Source organism: Paenibacillus taichungensis, from assembly GCF_013359905.1.
GTDB classification, from domain to species: Bacteria; Bacillota; Bacilli; order Paenibacillales; family Paenibacillaceae; genus Paenibacillus; species Paenibacillus taichungensis.
Genome location: NZ_JABMCC010000115.1, coordinates 455707 through 472597 on the forward strand (window position 1 = coordinate 455707; position 16891 = coordinate 472597).

Genomic DNA, 16891 nt, shown 5'->3' on the forward strand with positions numbered 1-16891 from the left:
ATAAAACAATTATATCGTTTGTATCTACAAATTAGAGTAAAGGGGATACTCGCATGAAAAAGAAGATCGGCAGGTTAGCACTGACATTATTGCTCTCATTCTCAACCGTTTTAAGTGCATGTAGCGGAGGCAGTAATGAGGCGGGTGAGAGTGGCTCTGGTGATGGAAAAGTGACATTGTCCTTCTGGACATTGTTTGATGGTGGTGATGGCGCAAACATGCAGACATTGGTCGATGAATTTAACAAAACCCATCCGGACATTGAAGTGAAGAATACCAAATTGGCCTGGGGCGAGTATTATACGAAGCTCGTAACTGCTGTGGGTAACGGCAATGGACCCGATATTGGGATTTCCCATTCCTCCAGACTGCCCGATCTGATCAATCAGGGGGTTGTCACAGAGCTTGATACTCCGGCTACGGATGCAGGTGTGGACTGGAGCACTTATAACCAGAATCTCTTGGATGCGGTTACTGTAGAAGGTCAACATTATGCAGTCCCCATTGACACGCATCCCTTTATCATGTTCTACAACAAAAAATTGCTAAAAGATGCAGGCTTGCTTGGTGAAGACGGAAAACCGATTCTGGAGCAATCGGCTGACGGGTTTGTGAGTTTCCTTCAAACTTTAAAGGAGAAGTTGCCTGCCAAAACGACCCCGTTTGCATTGTCCAATAATAATGATGACCCTTACCGCCTGTGGTGGTCGCTGTACTCCCAGTTGGGTGGTAACGACGTGGTGTCGGACGATCTGAAGTCCGCAGCCATTGATAAAGAGAAAGGCATCAAAGCCGCTGACTACATCCAGAAGCTTTATACCGAAGGTTATATCAAGAAAAATGATCCGGACTTCTATAAAAATTTTCAAAGTGGAACAGCCGCTATTATCATGACAGGGGTTTGGACGACAGGAACGTGGGAATCCACCAAAGGACTTGAGTTTGGAGCTATGCCAATTCCGAAATTCTACGACCAGGAAGCAACATGGGGAGATTCCCATACTATTGTTTTACCACTGACTAAGGATGAGGACCCAGCTAAGCGCAAAGCGGCGATGGTTTTTGCCGACTGGGTTGCTGACAATGGTCAGGTCTGGGCGAAAGCCGGACATATTCCATCCAAGCCATCCGTGCTGGAGAAACAGGAATTCAAGGATCTGCCATACCGCAGTGATTATTCCGAAGTGGCAAGTGTAGTTAAATTCAGCAAACATTCCACCAAAAATGCACAAATCCGCGATGAAGCTGCCTTTAAATTTCTGAATGAAGTATGGATGAACAAAATGACGCCAGCAGATGCAATGAACAACATGGAGACAGCCATTCAGAAAATAGTGAGCGAATAGAAGGAAGACGGGTCACGCAAGCCTGCGTAATCACCATCTCTAGACAAGAAATCGCCGGCTTGCGTGCCAATCAAAGGGGAGACGCATATGAAGATCAAAAAAATGAGAGCGGATATGCAAGCGTTGGTATTTCTGCTTCCATTCTTAATTATTTATGGTTTATTTACGATCTGGCCCATGATTAAAGGTGTGGAGATGACCTTCTACAAATGGACGCTGATCAAGAAAATGGATTTTGTTGGCCTGGATAACTTCCGAAAAGTTTTTCAGGACAGAGAGGTTTGGGAAGCGATCTGGCATTCAACCTTCTTTGTTTTCTTGAGTACACCGACCATGATTATACTCGCGATTCTGCTGGCTTTGATTGCCAACCGAAAATCGTCTTTACAAAAGTTCTACCGCATCATCTTCTTTATACCAAGCGTACTCTCCGTTGCCGTCGCAGCTTATCTGGGTTTATTCGTATTTCAGCCTTATACGGGATTCGTCAATTCCGTCCTGCATCTTGTTAGGTTATTGCCTCAAAATTCCGAAATATTCTGGTTGACGGAAACGGGGCTCGCCTGGGTCGTTATTACCGTAATTACCTTGTGGTGGACAGTCGGATTTAACTTTATTTTGTATCTTTCCGCCATGCAGGAAATACCGGATGAAATTTATGAAGCAGCAAGGCTGGATGGTGCAAGTGATACACAAATATTTTGGAGGATTACTCTTCCTTATCTGAAGCCACTGACCAAAACCATTACCATGTTGCAAATTATCGCTTCCTACAAGGTCTTTATGCAGATTTATGTCATTACAGGCGGGGGACCGCTGGATCAGACACGTCCGATTATCCAGTTAATCTATCAGACCGGATTCAAGAACAACAACCTGGGCTATGCCGCAACGATGTCCTACATTTTATTCGTGATCCTGCTGGTGCTGTCGGCGCTGCAGTACTGGATGACTAACCGGAAAGGGGCGGAATACTGATGAAATGGTTATATCGCACAGGTTCTGCGTTGATGGCGGTTATGTTTGCGGCCCCACTTGTGTGGATGCTGATGGTCTCCATCAAAGAAGAAGGCATGAAGATTATTACGGTCCTGGACTGGTTTAAACCGCCATACTCACTTGCCGTCTATAACGAAATTCTGACAACGACAAAGCTATCACAGTGGGTGGTTAACAGTTTGTTCGTCGCTGTAGTTGTAACAGTACTAACTGTGATTTTCGCGGCGATGGCTGGATTTGCTCTGTCCAAAGTACCGTTTCGTTTCCGTACATTTGTTTTTTTCTTCATTCTTGGCGGGCTGCTGATTCCGGGTGAAGCCACCATTATTCCACTTTATCAGGTAGCCAAGGATTTGCATTTGCTGAACTCATACAGTGGATTGATTATTCCTGCTTTGGCTTCACCTGTAGCTGTCATCGTGCTCAAAAGCTTCTTCGATGGGGTTCCGAATGATCTGCTGGAGAGTGTGCAAATTGACGGTGGAGGCTTTTGGCGAATCTTTACCAGCATCATGCTGCCTTTGACTCGTCCGGCCATGGCATCGATGGCGATTCTGACATTTATCGGTTCGTGGAACAATTTCCTTTGGCCATTCCTTTCCATAACCGATGATAATCTGTTTACGCTGCCAATGGGTATCCCAACGCTAATGGGTCAGTATTCAGAAGATTACGTTAAACCAATGGTTATCAATGCAGTGGCTTCTGTTCCCATCATTATATTGTTTATCATTTTTGAGAAACAGATTGTTAAAGGCATCAGCATGTCCGGTATTAAGGGTTAACACTTTTTCAGGCCTATGAGCCAAATACAGAGGAGATCGGAGAGAACAAGATGACAACTAAATTTTACAACAAGGATTATCCAAGGCCGCAATTTGTACGCAATGAGTGGTTGGATTTGAATGGAGAATGGGATTTTAGTTTTGATGACAATCAGGTGGGTGAAAGCGAGCAGTGGTACGACCAGAATCAGTTTCCGGAAGGGACGAAAATCAAGGTTCCCTTCACGTATGAGACCCCAGCGAGCGGTATCGGAATCGAGACATTTCATCCTCTGGTCTGGTACCGCAGAAGTGTTCAGATTCCCCAGGAAGCAAAAGGGAAACGGAGCATTCTGCATTTTCAGGGAGTGGATTATCACGCAAAATGTTGGGTGAACGGAACGGTTGTTGGTGAACATGAAGGAGGGTACGCAGCGTTTTCATTCGACATTACCCCTTATGTCACTTACGGTTCGGAGAATAACATTGTGCTTGAAGTAGAAGACAGTCAGAGCGCGATGCAGCCTCGGGGGAAACAACGCTGGGTGGATGACAATTTTGAATGTTTTTATGTGCAAAGTACCGGGATATGGAAAAGTGTCTGGCTGGAGCATGTGAGTGAAGCAAGGGTTGAAGCAGTTAAGATGACACCGGATATCGATCGTCATATGATTCGTGTGGACTTTCAATTGAATGGGATTGAAGGCAAGAACAACTTGCGTTTGGAGACACGGATTGAGCTGAAGGGTCAGCATGTGCAAACTATTAGCCTATCTCCAGACAGACCCTGGATGACCGTGGAAGCTAGTGTCAAACATGAAGCAGGCGGTCCGTGGAAACAGTCGTTATGGTCACCGGGCTCACCGAACCTGTACGATATCGAGTTTGTGATGTATGAAGATGAGAAAGAAATTGATCGGGTTCATTCCTATTTTGGTATGCGTAAAATATCGATTGAAAATGGGCAGATTCTACTGAACAATGCTCCGTTGTACCAAAGAATGATTCTGGATCAGGGCTATTGGACAGAGAGCCATTTGACCCCACCTTCAGTGGAAGCGCTGATTGAGGATATCGATAAAATTGCCGAGATGGGATATAACGGAATCCGTAAACATATGAAACTGGAAGATCCACGCTTTTTGTATTGGTGTGATGTAAAAGGCATGTTGGTCTGGTCTGAGATGGCAGCAACCTTCGAGTTTAATGATGAGGCAGTGAGCCGATTCACCAAAGAATGGCTTGAAATTGTACCTCAGCAATACAATCATCCCAGCATCATTACCTGGGTGCCATTTAATGAATCGTGGGGAATACCGACGATTGGTCACGAGGTAAGGCAGCAGCAATTCACGCAATCCATTTACCATCTCACCAAAGCCATTGATCCGTATCGTCCGGTCATTACCAACGACGGATGGGAGCATACGGTATCGGATATTTTGACAATCCATGATTATGTGGAGACGGGAGAAGCCTTTCTGGAACGGTATCAGGATAAGGACTTGATCGTAAATAACAAGATTGCTTCCAATCGATGGAAGTTTGCATTTGCTGAAGGTTACCACTATAAAGGACAACCCATTATCATCAGTGAATTCGGCGGTATTGCTTTCCAATCGGATAAAGGCTGGGGTTATGGCAATCAGGTGGACTCGGTTGAAGCCTTTATTGAACGTTTCCGTTCCATCACCGAAGCGATCAAAGCCATTCCCTATATCTCGGGCTATTGTTATACACAGGTCACCGATGTGCAGCAGGAGATTAATGGTCTGTTGACGGAAGACCGTAAACCGAAAGTGCCACTGGAAGTGATCCGTAAAATTAATCTGGGGTGACAGGAGAGCTGAACATCATGCTGCGACAGGATTATCCAAGGCCACAATTTGTACGTAAAGATTGGCTGAGTTTGAATGGGGAATGGGAATTTGAATTCGATGATGGTAACAAGGGACGTTCGGAAAAATGGAGTGAGGGCAAGCAAGCATTCAGCCGCCGAATCCAAGTGCCATTTGCTTTTCAAAGTCAACTTAGTGGCATTGCAGATCAGGAATTCCACGATAATGTATGGTACAAACGAACCTTTGACATTCCGGAGAGCTTCACTGGCAAACGTCTGCTGCTGCACTTCGGAGCCGTGGATTATGAAGCCTCTGTCTGGGTCAATGGACAGCTTGTGGTACGGCATGAAGGGGGACACACCCCTTTTCATGCCGACATTACGGATGCTCTGCTGGAAGGAAACAATACGCTGACCGTACAAGCGATAGATTATAGCAGGGATGTAACATTACCGCGCGGGAAGCAGTTCTGGCAGGAGCAATCTGCCCAAATTTTCTATACCCGAACAACTGGAATATGGCAATCGGTGTGGCTCGAAGCTGTCGCACCCGTTCATCTGCAGAAGGTGCGCCTGACTCCCGATGTTGATCGCAACGAGATCGAAGTTACTGCTCATCTTCAGAGGGAGCAAACAGAACCAAGGGATTGGCACGCACAGGATGTCAGGCTCCGTGTACAAATTGCCTATCAAGGAGAGCAGCTGTCTGAGGATGAATATCGGATTAGCGGCAGGACAGAGACCCGTACCATCGGGCTCCACACCTTTAACGAGCATGGCCTTGGCAGGCTGTGGTCACCAGAGCAGCCCAATCTGTATGACATTCATTTCACTGTATTGGTGGATGGTGTGCCTGTCGATGAGGTAGATAGCTATTTCGGCATGCGCAAAATCTCTATTGAACAAGGTAAGCTGTTTCTGAATAACCGACCTTATTATATGAAGCTTGTTCTGGATCAAGGGTATTTCCCGGATGGAAATCTGACTCCACCGAGTGACGAGGCCATCCGGCGTGATGTGGAATTAACGAAGGAACTGGGGTTTAACGGCGCCAGAAAACACCAGAAGATTGAAGATCCGAGATATCTGTACTGGTGTGATAAGCTGGGACTGCTGGTGTGGGGAGAGATGGCGAATGCGTACGATTTCTCGGATCAATACGTCGCCCAGATAACAAGGGAATGGCAGGAGGCACTGGAAAGGGACTACAACCATCCATGTGTTGTGGTCTGGGTACCTCTTAATGAAAGCTGGGGTGTTCCGAACATCCTGACCAGCAAGGAACAGCAGTATCATGCCTTGTCGATGTATTATTTGACCAAGTCACTGGATTCTACCCGTCCGGTCATTTCCAATGATGGCTGGGAGATGGTTCAGACCGACTTGTATAACATCCATGATTATGAATGGAGAAGAGAGGTTCTGGAGGAACGCTACCGCACTCGTGAAAATGCGGTAAAAGCCCTTCCGGGCAGTCGAAAGCTTAGCGTGGGTAACTATCGTTATGAAGGACAGCCCGTTTTAATTACCGAATTCGGTGGAATCGGGTATAAGAAAAGTGACTGGGAAGGCTGGGGTTACTCCGGAGCGGAAAATGACGAAGATTTTGCACAGCGATTGCATGCCGTAGTACAGCCACTATTGGATTCTCCAGTAGTAGAAGGATTTTGTTACACCCAGCTGACGGACGTGGAACAGGAAATTAACGGTCTGCTGACGTATGACCGACAGCCCAAGATGCCGATGGAACAGATTCGGGCAATTATTGAAGGACATTATCCATCGTCGGCCGGCGAATAAGGAGGGGAATACGTGTTGAATACAAAGGAGACAAGTAGATCCTGGGAAGGCGATTTTCAAGGGGAAAAGGCCATTTACCTTCGCTTTGGTTCCAGTGAGGCTGTTATGCTGCCGGAGATCGGTGGTAATCTTGTCGCTTATCGTGATCTTGAGCGGGGGCTTCGCTTCCTTCATGAACCGTCATCAGAAGAGATGGATTCATTCAAGGCAAGACCCATGATTCACGGGATCCCCGTTCTGTTTCCGCCAAATCGCTATGAGGACGGGCGGTTTGCCTGGAACGGGCAGACGCTTCAGTTTCCGGTCAATGAGGAAACCACAGGCAATCATTTGCATGGATTTTTGTATAATAGGCCCTGGGTTGTGGATGAGTATGGACATACCGAGAATGAAAGCCATGTCTCGGTGTCCATAACTGTTGATGAAACTCATCCGATATACGTATGCTTTCCTTTTCAATTCAGTATTACATTACGTTACTCGCTGAGCAGTGATGGACTCATGCAGCATGTCCGCATTCGCAATCATGGAAGCTCGAGTATGCCGTGCCTGATCGCTTTTCATACCTCAATTAACGCTCCCTTTAATCCGGGAGGATCGGCTCGTGATTACAAGCTCAAGTTGACCATTGGAGACAGATGGGAATTGAATCAACGTATGCTGCCAACGACCTGTTTTCAGCCCTTGATTCAGGAGGAAGAGCAGATGCGTGACTCCGGGGTATATCCGTTCTTTGCAGAAATGGATAATCACTACACTGCTGTACCGCAAAACGGGAGAAACCGGATGGAGCTTCAGGATACGAAGGATGGAATGACATTGGTTTACGATGTGGGAACTTCATATAAACAATGGATGATCTGGAACAATAATGCGGAAGAAGGTTTTTTCTGTCCCGAACCGCAGATCAATCTTGTGAATGCACCAAATCTGGATATGCAGGCCGAGGAAGCTGGATTATTTAGTCTGCATCCGGGAGAAATCTGGGAGGAAACGAGCAGATTGTATCTGCGTCATTCGTAAAAATAAAGATGAAGGGGAGCAGCCAGGACAGCTAATGCTGTGATCGCTGCTCCTTTTAAAAACCAATGAATGCAGTGAATTCAGTCTGTCGTCGCCACACTGAATTTAAAATAAGATAATGCCTGCTGCTCCAGCCACACTGAGAATCAGAAGGGGATGAAGCTTGTACTTGAGCAGGAGAAACAAACAAACTCCGCTAATAAGTAGTGTCGCGATCCATACCCAGCTTATACCTGCCTCTTCAGTTGGATATCCAAAATGAATGGCAGCATAGATAATGAGTCCCGTCGTTACAGGGCGCAAGCCATATAAAGAGGACTTTACCCATGAGTTGTCGTGCACCCGATAAAATAAGGCGGAGAGTAGCACAATTACGACGAGTGAAGGCAAAATCATACCTGCAGTAGAGACAGCGGCTCCGATATAACCTGCCGTCCGATAGCCAATCAACGTTGCGGCATTGGTTGCAATCGAGCCGGGCGCCATACCGGCCAGTGCTACGGTTTGTTGGAATTCAGCGCTTGTGAGCCATCCTTTTTCCGTTACCTCGTGTTGAATGATCGGAATAACGGCGTAACCGCCACCAAATGAAACGAGGCCTACACGTATAAACATCATGAACAGGTCCCAGTACATCTCAATCGCTCCGATTCGTCTTACTTAAATGTAATATTCCAGTTCCGGATAGCTGCCTGTTACAGACTTCTTCTCCATTTTCACTTGAAGGCCCAGTCGTTTTTTGATCCGAATCACGGCCATGCCGCATATCAATCCCGAAATAATAAGATAGAGGGGATGGATTCCTGCAAACAACAGCACGGCTACGGTCACAATGGCAGCTATTGCTGTTGTTGTATCTAAGATAGAATATCTGGCCGTCCGATAAGCTGCCATGCTAATTAATGCAATAATGCCACCGTTCATTCCTTTTAAAGCAGCTTCAACTTTGGGTTGGTTACGAAATAGGATGGCGAACACGCTGATCAGGATCACAATCAAAAACGTGGGACATGTCACGCCGATGACGGCAGATACAGCTCCCGCAATTCCTGCCTGGCGATGTCCGATCATCGCAGCGGCATTGACGCCAACTCCTCCGGGAGCCGAGCCGGCAAGCGATATAAGCTCACCGATCTCGTCCTCTTGCATCCATTTTTTCTTGTTCACCACTTCGCGTTCAATAATTGGCAGCATCGCATATCCGCCTCCAAAGGTGGAAGGACCGATGCAAAAGAAAGTCCAAAAAAGCTGGATCAGTAACATAAATTGTTCGTTCAGGTTCTTAATGCTACCCTTATCCTTTCCATCACGCATGATGAATTCGAGGCATCGGCATGGACTCCTTGCCAAGCTCAGCCCAGATATATTTGAGCAGAAGCTCAGACTTGAGCTCGGTGTACTCAGGTTCATTCCACAAGTTAAAACGTTCATCAGGATCCTGTTCAAGATCGAAAAGTTCACCATAGGTCTGATTGTAATAGACGGTGATTTTATACCGCTGTTCGACATATGTTTTTTGATGAATCGTCGTGGGTTCGTGTCGAAATTCGCAGAGAGCATGATTACGAACGGCTTCCTTGGCGCCCATCCACACTTTCTTCTGATCGATGCCCGTCATGGCATGCGGAATTGCAATGTTGCAAAGAGACAAGAAGGTAGGAGCCAGATCGACCAGCGATTGTATGGCATTTGATTTTTTCGCAGCAGGCACCTCACCAGGATATCTTACGATAAATGGGATTTTGATAAGATCTTCGTAATGGAATCCACCCTTGGCCTGAAGACCATGCTGTCCAAAGAAATGACCATGATCGGTTGTGAAAACGACGATCGTATCGTCTGCAATACCCAACTCATCCAGCTTATCGAGAATTTTGCCAATATATTTATCCATCATGCTGATCATTCCGTAATACACGCCGACCAGTTTTTTCTTGTCATACTTCGTTAGCCGGGATTTGTCGCCATATTCATAATAATGATGCGAACGGTAACCGTGAATGCCGAAACCGGTTTCAACCAGATGCTCAAAATTCGGATTCTCCTCCTGGGTCAGTTGAAAATGTGGTGGGTTACGATCATGCTCTCCAGGTGTTATAGAGGGAATCGTCAGATCATCGGGGTCATACATGGAATCCCAAGGTTCCGGTACCAGATATTCCGGATGCGGGTCGAAAAAGCTGGCCCACAGAAAAAATGGATCATCATCATGGGTGTATTGCTCCAAAAGTGAATTGGTTCGTTCGGCGATCCAGGTGTTGTAGTGATATTTCTCAGGGATGGGCCACGTATACGTTACGGAAGGGTCCATCGTCCCAGTTGGGGGAAGGAAGTAATCCCTCCAGTTCGTACATCCCTGTTCTTCCAGCCAGAGCGCGTAATGCTGACCGACATGCGCTTCATTCGTATGATTACGTGTTAACTCTACATGGTCAAAGCCGTAAAATGGACCGTGGAAATGTCTCCAGTACTCCAAATCCTGCAGGATGGGATACGCTTCAGACGACGGGTATTCCTCTGTAGATTTTAAAGGCTGAAAATGTGCTTTACCTACTAGGGCAGTGCGGTAACCTGCCTCCTGGAAACTTTCCCCGACGGTATGACGATCTTCAAGCAGTTTTGTGCCTAACGTCCAGGCTCCATGCTGACTGGGGTACATGCCTGTAATAATAGAAGCACGGCTAGGGGTGCAGGTAGGGTTTGGGCAATAAGCCCGATCAAACGTTGTTCCTTGCCGGGCAAGCCGGTCCAGATTGGGCGTGGAAATCTCAGACTGAAAAGCCCCGATTGTGTTCCAGTGCTGCTGGTCACTAGTGATTAGCAAAATGTTAGGTGTTCTCGACAAGTGTAATCGCCTCCTAGTAAGATGATATTGAAAAAAACGAGTTATCAAAATAGCCCGGTGTTATATTTTTATTGTCATTTTGTTATGATCGAACAAAATAGGAGAAGGAGGGAACTCTCTACGATGCAGGAATATGAGTATGAGTATGCAGAATTCATCTACTATAAGCCAGGATATTTGGATAAAGAGGAACACATCTGGCCAGTGCGAGCAGGGCGAAGTATAGCCAAATCCAATTACCGGGTTGGCCCCAAACGTATCGAGTGTTACAGTCTTCATTTTGTGCGTGAAGGTATGATTAGGCTTGAGTTTGATGGCAAGCGAGTGGACCTGCAGAAGAATGATCTGTTTTGTCTGTTTCCCGGCAGAACCTATTACTATCACATGCTTGCCTCGGAATCTCCATTGCAAATGAACTGGCTAGCATTGGATGGGCCTAAAGTCAAACCTTTATTGGAGCTGGCCGGCTTGACTCCGGAAAGTCCGTTTGGCAAACAGATGTGTTCTCCACAGGTCCAGGAAACGTCGGAACGTCTGATTCATGCATTAGCATGTGTGGAACGGTGGAAGCCAGCAGTATCGCTGGAGTTGCATGGGTTGGTATATGGATTGTTAGCCAGTATTGTTCCAGACACCAACTATGCACAGCCTACAGAATTGGCTGGCTGGATTCATGAATGCATGGATTACATGGAATTGCATGCAACAGAGGGCATTTCCGTGCAGCAGGTTGCCGACTTTGCAGGGGTTCATCGTTCATATTTCTCCAACATGTTCACCACTCAGGTTGGACTGCCTCCGTTAAAATTCATGCAGAGAATACGAATGGATAAGGCCAAACAGCTTCTAAAGGATACGGATGCTACTGTTACGGAAATTGCTTTGTCGCTGGGTTATCCGAATTTATATTCATTTACCAGAGCATTCAAAATCTATTATAAAGTACCTCCAATCATGATGCGGAGAACCTCAAGCTGATCCTGAATATACCGATGTCCAGTATGGAGAACGCTTACTTTTTTTAATGGATCATGAAAAAGGAGACTCCCACAATGAAGCTCTCTACATTGCAGAGATGGATTTCACCGAAACGCAGCATTCAAGGGAAAATTTTTATCGCTTTTATTGTCGTTACGCTAGTATCCATTATTTTGATTACGGTCATTGTTTATATGAGCATGCGTGAGACGATTACGCAAAATGCCATTACGTCGGTTTCGGACAGCATAAGGCAGGCAGATGAATCATTGAATATAATGCTGGAAGAGATCGATCGGCTGAATACGGTCGTGGTGACTAACAAAAACACGGTCATTGACACTTTGCTCAGTCCGAATGAAGAGATCAGCTATGAGTGGTTTCAGGAGCAGAAGCGGATGGATGAATTTCTATCGTCGCTGATCGATTATAAAGCTTACATTTCACGGATAGCCGTTGTGGGCCTGAGCGGGAAAGTTTTTTTCTCAGGTGGACCTTGGCTGGACAGGACCATCTTGGGTACCCCAATGATGAATTACATGCTGCAAAATGGATCAAAGCACGCATATTTCAAGCAGACAGGGGTGTCAAATGCCGTCACCATCGGTCGGGAAATCCGTTATAACCGTGCGACTATTGGGTTTGTCATGGTGGATCTTAATTATGAGTTTATCCAGAAAACATATGACGTGAGACCAACTACAGATAGCATGATCTATGTACTCGATAAGGGAAATCAATTCATCTATGAAACCCGAACTGATTCACCTCTTACTCCATCTTATCAGCAAATTAAGGAGATCAATCAGCAATTTAAAACGGATGGTGAAGCAGTCAGGCGGTACATTGATGGAAAAGAATTTATCGTTGTTTGCCGTCAATCCGACTATACTGGGTGGAGTACTATTTCTTTGGTTCCGATGGATTCTCTGCTGACCGAATCGGTGAAGCTGCGCAACCTGCTGGCAGAGGTGTCCATTATTGTGTTTGTCGTTGTTCTGATCGTTTCTCTTCAAGTCTCTTCCCGAATTACCCTGAATATCCGGAAACTAAAATCACTAATGATGTTGGTTAAGGATGGGAACCTGACACTTCCCAAAAATGAGATTAACAGTGAAGATGAGACAGGACAACTGTACCATGTCTTTAACGGCATGGTGGAAGAATTGAAAGATCTGCTCGAAGGAATCCGCGTCAGCGAGAAAGAAAAGCGGGAAGCTGAGCTAACTGCGCTCCAAGCACAAATCCATCCTCATTTTTTATACAATTCGCTCAATACGATCAAGTATCTGGCCAGGATGAACGGAGTGCCAAACATTGAAGCGGTCTCGGGATCGTTGATTGAGCTCATGCGAAGTGTCCTCGGTAATTCAAGCGAATTCCTTACGGTTCGTGAAGAATTGGCATATGTTGAGCACTACATCTCCATCATGAAGTACAGATATATGAAGCCAATTCGGATGATTACCGAAATTGAAGATGACGAATTGCTGGATTGTCGGGTGTTGAAGCTGATGCTGCAGCCCATGGTTGAAAATGCAATTATTCATGGAATCGGACCACTCGAACAGGATGGATTTATATTGATACGGGTGTATGAAGAAGGAAACAATCTCCATATTGATGTGGTGGACAACGGAAAGGGGATCACGGAGGAGCAGCGGGAGTATTTACTGAAAGGTACGGGTACAAACGGAGAAACCTCACGTTTTAGTGGAATGGGTGTACGTAATGTACACGAACGAATCGTTCGCACGTACGGCGACTCGTATGGCGTCCATTTGTGCAGTGAACCCGGGGTGTACACTAAAGCTGAAATTCGGCTCCCCAAACTGGAGAAAAGTGTGGAAAATAACAAACGAGAGGTGATATAAGCCATGTTTCAGGTGCTACTCGTCGATGATGAACCGTTAGTACGCCATAATCTATGGACCTTATTGGACTGGGCTGACTATGGATTTGAATTATGCGGTCAGGCGCATAATGGGTTAATTGCTTTAACGATGATTGAGCAGTCGCCACCGCATATTGTCATTATTGATGTAGATATGCCAGAAATGAGCGGTGTAGAGCTCAATCGGACAATCAAGGAACGTTTTCCAGGGGTTAAGACGATTATGCTTAGCAGCTATGACGATTATGATTATGTGCGGGATTGCCTGAACAATGGCTCCATTGATTATTTGCTTAAGCATCGATTGGACGAGTCAACACTACTCAACATCCTGAATAAAGCCGTATCGGAAATGCAGCAGGAGAATCGGTTGCGGGAGAAACAGGTCGCCGAGAGCATCATAGCCGAGAAAGTGAGTCCCGAGGATATGCGCGATTATTTGTTGTATTTGCTCAAAAGACAGACGAAGACAACGTACGGGTTTGAAGACGTTTCCCAGAAAGACAATCTATATCCGCATGCGTCCAGATATGCAACAGCAGCTTTACAGATTGTTCCGTTCCTGTTGCTGACAGAGTCTTACAGTGACGTGCAGACCAATGGCCTGGTTCAGCAGGTCGTCGATATGATGCAGCAGAGCCTGGGTGATATCCATGAGCGGACAGCGGTGTACGTTGAGGAAGGGCGATTTGTTATCGTGTTTTCTTTCAGAGAACGAAGCGAGCACATCATGCAGCGTGAGGTAGACGGACAACTGCGGAAGATTCAGCATGCATTGGAACTGTTCCTGAATTTACAAAGTGTAACCGCAGTAGGACCTATATGCACCAGTCTGTCACAGCTGGCATCCAGTTACTGTTCAGCCGAATACGAACTCGATGGATCTTCGTCTGTGAAAACGTTCAGTAGTCATACCCTCCAAAATGAAACTCCATGTTCGGACAAGCGTTCACATGAAAAAGATCAGAGTCAGCGAGTTTCACTGACCATTGAGGAGCAGAAGCAGCTTCTGTTATCCATAGAAAGGTTTGATAAGCAAGGCGTGCATCAATTGATTTCCTCCATTTTTGCTTCGATAGACTACCTGCCTATCCATTCACATACGGTTCAGATGGTTGTCAGCGAGCTCATGCAAACGGGTGATAAAGCATGGAGGACCTGCTTGCCTTCTACAGATCCAGCGGTAGCTAATCTGCCTTCAAGAAGCGAGCTTGGGCGCATGAAAACGATAAGAGAACTGGAGCAAGGCCTGCAGTCCTTTTTCTCCAGCCTGTTTCATTTGTTGAATCAACATCGTGTAATCGGGTCCTATTCTCGCCATGTCACGCAGACGATCCAATTCATTCTGGAGAGGTATTCCGGTTATGTCACATTGGAGCTTGCGGCAAGCGTAATCGGCCTGAATGCCTCCTACTTAAGCAGAATATTCAAGGAGGAGACGCAGCGGACTTTTTCAGAATATGTGAATCAGGTTCGAATTGATGCAGGGTGCAAGCTGTTGGACAGCGGCCGATACTCGATTAAAGAAATAAGCATGCAAGTGGGATTTACGACACACAACTACTTTTTCAAAGTATTCAAAGAAATAACGGGTTTAACACCACAAGCGTATTTGAGCAATCCAGGAAAAAGGAAGAACGAAACGAAACTCCCGACTTTGCACATGGGAAACTAGGCAGATAAGAGCAGAACTCTAAACTCGTAAAATATGTGGAGTAAAGGGTCATATTATTGTAATTACCTTCCATGCCCGGTGAATTATAATGAGCACACACCAACCGTGAACGCTTACAAATTACGTTGGTGATAAAGAATTGTGGGGGGCACAACTTTATGCGCAAACGCTGGGGAAGAAATATGATCATGATGATGATCGCTTCCAGTTTGATGCTGGCTGGATGCAATTCCGGTGGAACCAATAACGAAGCTTCACCAGAGGTTTCGAAGAACGACGTTCATACGACCGGGTTTCCGATTGTGGACGAACCGGTGAATCTCAAGATGTTTACCCGAATTGCACCCGTAAATGGCCCTTTCAAGGAGATGCCGGTTTTCCAGGATTACGAGAAATTAAGCCATGTGAAGGTGGAATTCATTGAAGCGCAGACAGATGGTTTTCAGGAGAAAAAAAACCTGTTGTTCGCTTCGAATGAACTGCCGGATGCCCTGTTCCGTTCAGGTATTTCCCCACTTGAAGCCATCCGCTATGGCTCTGCCGGCCAATTGATCCCACTAGAAGGTCTTATCGATGAATATGCTCCGAATTTGAAGAAATTAATGGAACAATATCCCGAAATTCGCTCGGGTATTACTACACCAGAGGGCCACATTTATACGATTCCGGGTATTGTTACGCTAAGTGCGGCGCGTACGGATAAGAAATGGATCAATCAGATGTGGCTGGACAAGCTGAATCTGAAAGTGCCGGAGACCACCGGAGAACTGTACAATGTGTTGCTTGCCTTCCGTGATGGTGATCCGAATGGAAACGGCAAACAGGATGAACTTCCGATGACAGCCCGTGTAGGATTGGCTGTGGTTAACGCGATGAGCGGATCATTCGGATTGGATTCACAGCTTGGCTATAACATCAATATTGAAAACGACAAAGTAAGTATCTGGATGGGCAGTGACCAGAATAAAGAAATGCTGATGTACTTAAACAAGTTGTATAAGGAAAAGCTGCTGGACCAGGAAATATTTTCACACACAGAAGCGCAATACCTGGCCAAGCAGGGATCGGGAAATACAGGTTTCTTCTTTGACCAGACAAACAATAACTTCTTGTCGATCAAAGACCAATATACCGGTATCGCCCCACTGGAAGGTCCGCAAGGTGACCGATTGCAAAGTCAGGCTCTACCAATCGCCAGAGATTTTGGAGCCTTTGCAATTACATCCGTCAATAAATATCCGGAAGTCACAATGCGTTGGATTGATTATTTCTACAGTGACGAGGGTTCTACCCTGCTCCGATTCGGAAGAGAAGGCGAGCATTACGAGATGAAGGACGGTATTCCTTACTATAAAGAGGACTTCTTGAAAGAAATCAGTAACCAGGCCAAAATTACGCCTTATGCCGGCGGAGGCGCGCCACATCTGATCAGTGAACAGGTGGCTTCCTTTATCAATCCACCTCAGGTGCAGGAGGCGCAGCAAAAGCTCGATCCGTTTATGCCAAAAGTCCGCTATGCAGCTCCGATGTTTGATGAGCAAACTGCCCAGGAAGTCAATATTCTTCGAAATGATATTGATAAATATTACGAAGAACAGAGTACAAAATTTATTGTGGGTGCAATCGGTTTTGACAAGTGGGAGCAATTCCAGACCACGCTCAAAAAGATGAGAGTTGAGGAACTGGAGAAGTTGTATCAGGATGCCTTTGACAAGATGCAGAAATAA

At 46.0% G+C, this 16891-nt stretch carries 13 protein-coding genes; 10 read left to right on the top strand and 3 right to left on the bottom strand.

Annotated features, from left to right (window positions below; all coding sequences use genetic code 11):
- Positions 1-53 precede the first annotated feature (53 nt).
- From HP548_RS21285 to HP548_RS21310, 6 genes are all read left to right on the top strand, one after another.
- Positions 54-1346 carry an ABC transporter substrate-binding protein gene (locus HP548_RS21285; RefSeq protein ID WP_099854261.1) on the top strand — a complete coding sequence of 431 codons (1293 nt, stop codon included), beginning with the start codon at positions 54-56 and terminating at the stop codon, positions 1344-1346.
- 87 nt (positions 1347-1433) lie between these two features.
- Positions 1434-2324, top strand: coding sequence for a carbohydrate ABC transporter permease (locus HP548_RS21290; protein WP_076288454.1), 891 nt, complete (start codon positions 1434-1436; stop codon positions 2322-2324).
- On the top strand, positions 2324-3130 hold the full coding sequence (locus tag HP548_RS21295) for a carbohydrate ABC transporter permease (protein WP_062318999.1): 807 nt from the start codon (positions 2324-2326) through the stop codon (positions 3128-3130). The genes HP548_RS21290 and HP548_RS21295 overlap by 1 nt, the downstream gene beginning before the upstream one ends.
- Before the next feature lie 50 nt (positions 3131-3180).
- Positions 3181-4947: a glycoside hydrolase family 2 protein gene (locus HP548_RS21300; protein WP_175382759.1), complete on the top strand. Its 1767-nt coding sequence runs from the start codon at positions 3181-3183 to the stop codon at positions 4945-4947.
- Between the two features lie 17 nt (positions 4948-4964).
- Complete coding sequence (locus HP548_RS21305) at positions 4965-6749, top strand: glycoside hydrolase family 2 protein (RefSeq protein ID WP_175382760.1); 1785 nt, start codon at positions 4965-4967, stop codon at positions 6747-6749.
- A gap of 12 nt (positions 6750-6761) precedes the next feature.
- Positions 6762-7772 (top strand): aldose 1-epimerase, encoded by a 1011-nt coding sequence (locus tag HP548_RS21310; RefSeq protein WP_343054904.1) that lies wholly within the window; start codon positions 6762-6764, stop codon positions 7770-7772.
- 105 nt (positions 7773-7877) lie between these two features.
- On the opposite strand, the gene HP548_RS21315 is transcribed toward HP548_RS21310, so the two are convergent.
- From HP548_RS21315 to HP548_RS21325, 3 genes are read right to left on the bottom strand one after another with little or no spacing between them, the layout of a single operon-like run.
- Positions 7878-8408, bottom strand: a complete 531-nt coding sequence (locus HP548_RS21315; protein ID WP_175382761.1) for a chromate transporter — start codon at positions 8406-8408, stop codon at positions 7878-7880.
- Between the two features lie 24 nt (positions 8409-8432).
- Positions 8433-9086 carry a chromate transporter gene (locus HP548_RS21320; protein WP_076288458.1) on the bottom strand — a complete coding sequence of 218 codons (654 nt, stop codon included), beginning with the start codon at positions 9084-9086 and terminating at the stop codon, positions 8433-8435.
- Positions 9079-10617, bottom strand: a complete 1539-nt coding sequence (locus tag HP548_RS21325) for a sulfatase family protein (RefSeq protein ID WP_175382762.1) — start codon at positions 10615-10617, stop codon at positions 9079-9081. The genes HP548_RS21320 and HP548_RS21325 overlap by 8 nt, the downstream gene beginning before the upstream one ends.
- A gap of 123 nt (positions 10618-10740) precedes the next feature.
- On the opposite strand from HP548_RS21325, the gene HP548_RS21330 reads away from it, so the two are divergent.
- From HP548_RS21330 to HP548_RS21345, 4 genes are all read left to right on the top strand, one after another.
- Positions 10741-11595 (top strand): AraC family transcriptional regulator, encoded by an 855-nt coding sequence (locus HP548_RS21330; protein WP_076288460.1) that lies wholly within the window; start codon positions 10741-10743, stop codon positions 11593-11595.
- Positions 11596-11669: 74 nt separating this feature from the next.
- On the top strand, positions 11670-13469 hold the full coding sequence (locus HP548_RS21335) for a sensor histidine kinase (protein ID WP_175382763.1): 1800 nt from the start codon (positions 11670-11672) through the stop codon (positions 13467-13469).
- Between the two features lie 3 nt (positions 13470-13472).
- On the top strand, positions 13473-15164 hold the full coding sequence (locus tag HP548_RS21340; protein ID WP_175382764.1) for a response regulator: 1692 nt from the start codon (positions 13473-13475) through the stop codon (positions 15162-15164).
- A 158-nt stretch (positions 15165-15322) separates the two neighbouring features.
- The gene (locus HP548_RS21345) at positions 15323-16891 is read left to right on the top strand and encodes a type 2 periplasmic-binding domain-containing protein (protein ID WP_175382765.1); all 1569 of its coding nucleotides are present in this window, start codon (positions 15323-15325) and stop codon (positions 16889-16891) included.

Bases quoted from the DNA above. Each gene is read 5' to 3' on its own strand.
- HP548_RS21285 (WP_099854261.1), top strand. From the start codon at position 54: ATGAAAAAGAAGATCGGCAGGTTAGCACTGACATTATTGCTCTCATTC.
- HP548_RS21290 (WP_076288454.1), top strand. From the start codon at position 1,434: ATGAAGATCAAAAAAATGAGAGCGGATATGCAAGCGTTGGTATTTCTG.
- HP548_RS21295 (WP_062318999.1), top strand. From the start codon at position 2,324: ATGAAATGGTTATATCGCACAGGTTCTGCGTTGATGGCGGTTATGTTT.
- HP548_RS21300 (WP_175382759.1), top strand. From the start codon at position 3,181: ATGACAACTAAATTTTACAACAAGGATTATCCAAGGCCGCAATTTGTA.
- HP548_RS21305 (WP_175382760.1), top strand. From the start codon at position 4,965: ATGCTGCGACAGGATTATCCAAGGCCACAATTTGTACGTAAAGATTGG.
- HP548_RS21315 (WP_175382761.1), bottom strand. From the start codon at position 8,408: ATGTACTGGGACCTGTTCATGATGTTTATACGTGTAGGCCTCGTTTCA.
- HP548_RS21320 (WP_076288458.1), bottom strand. From the start codon at position 9,086: ATGCGTGATGGAAAGGATAAGGGTAGCATTAAGAACCTGAACGAACAA.
- HP548_RS21330 (WP_076288460.1), top strand. From the start codon at position 10,741: ATGCAGGAATATGAGTATGAGTATGCAGAATTCATCTACTATAAGCCA.
- HP548_RS21335 (WP_175382763.1), top strand. From the start codon at position 11,670: ATGAAGCTCTCTACATTGCAGAGATGGATTTCACCGAAACGCAGCATT.
- HP548_RS21340 (WP_175382764.1), top strand. From the start codon at position 13,473: ATGTTTCAGGTGCTACTCGTCGATGATGAACCGTTAGTACGCCATAAT.
- HP548_RS21345 (WP_175382765.1), top strand. From the start codon at position 15,323: ATGCGCAAACGCTGGGGAAGAAATATGATCATGATGATGATCGCTTCC.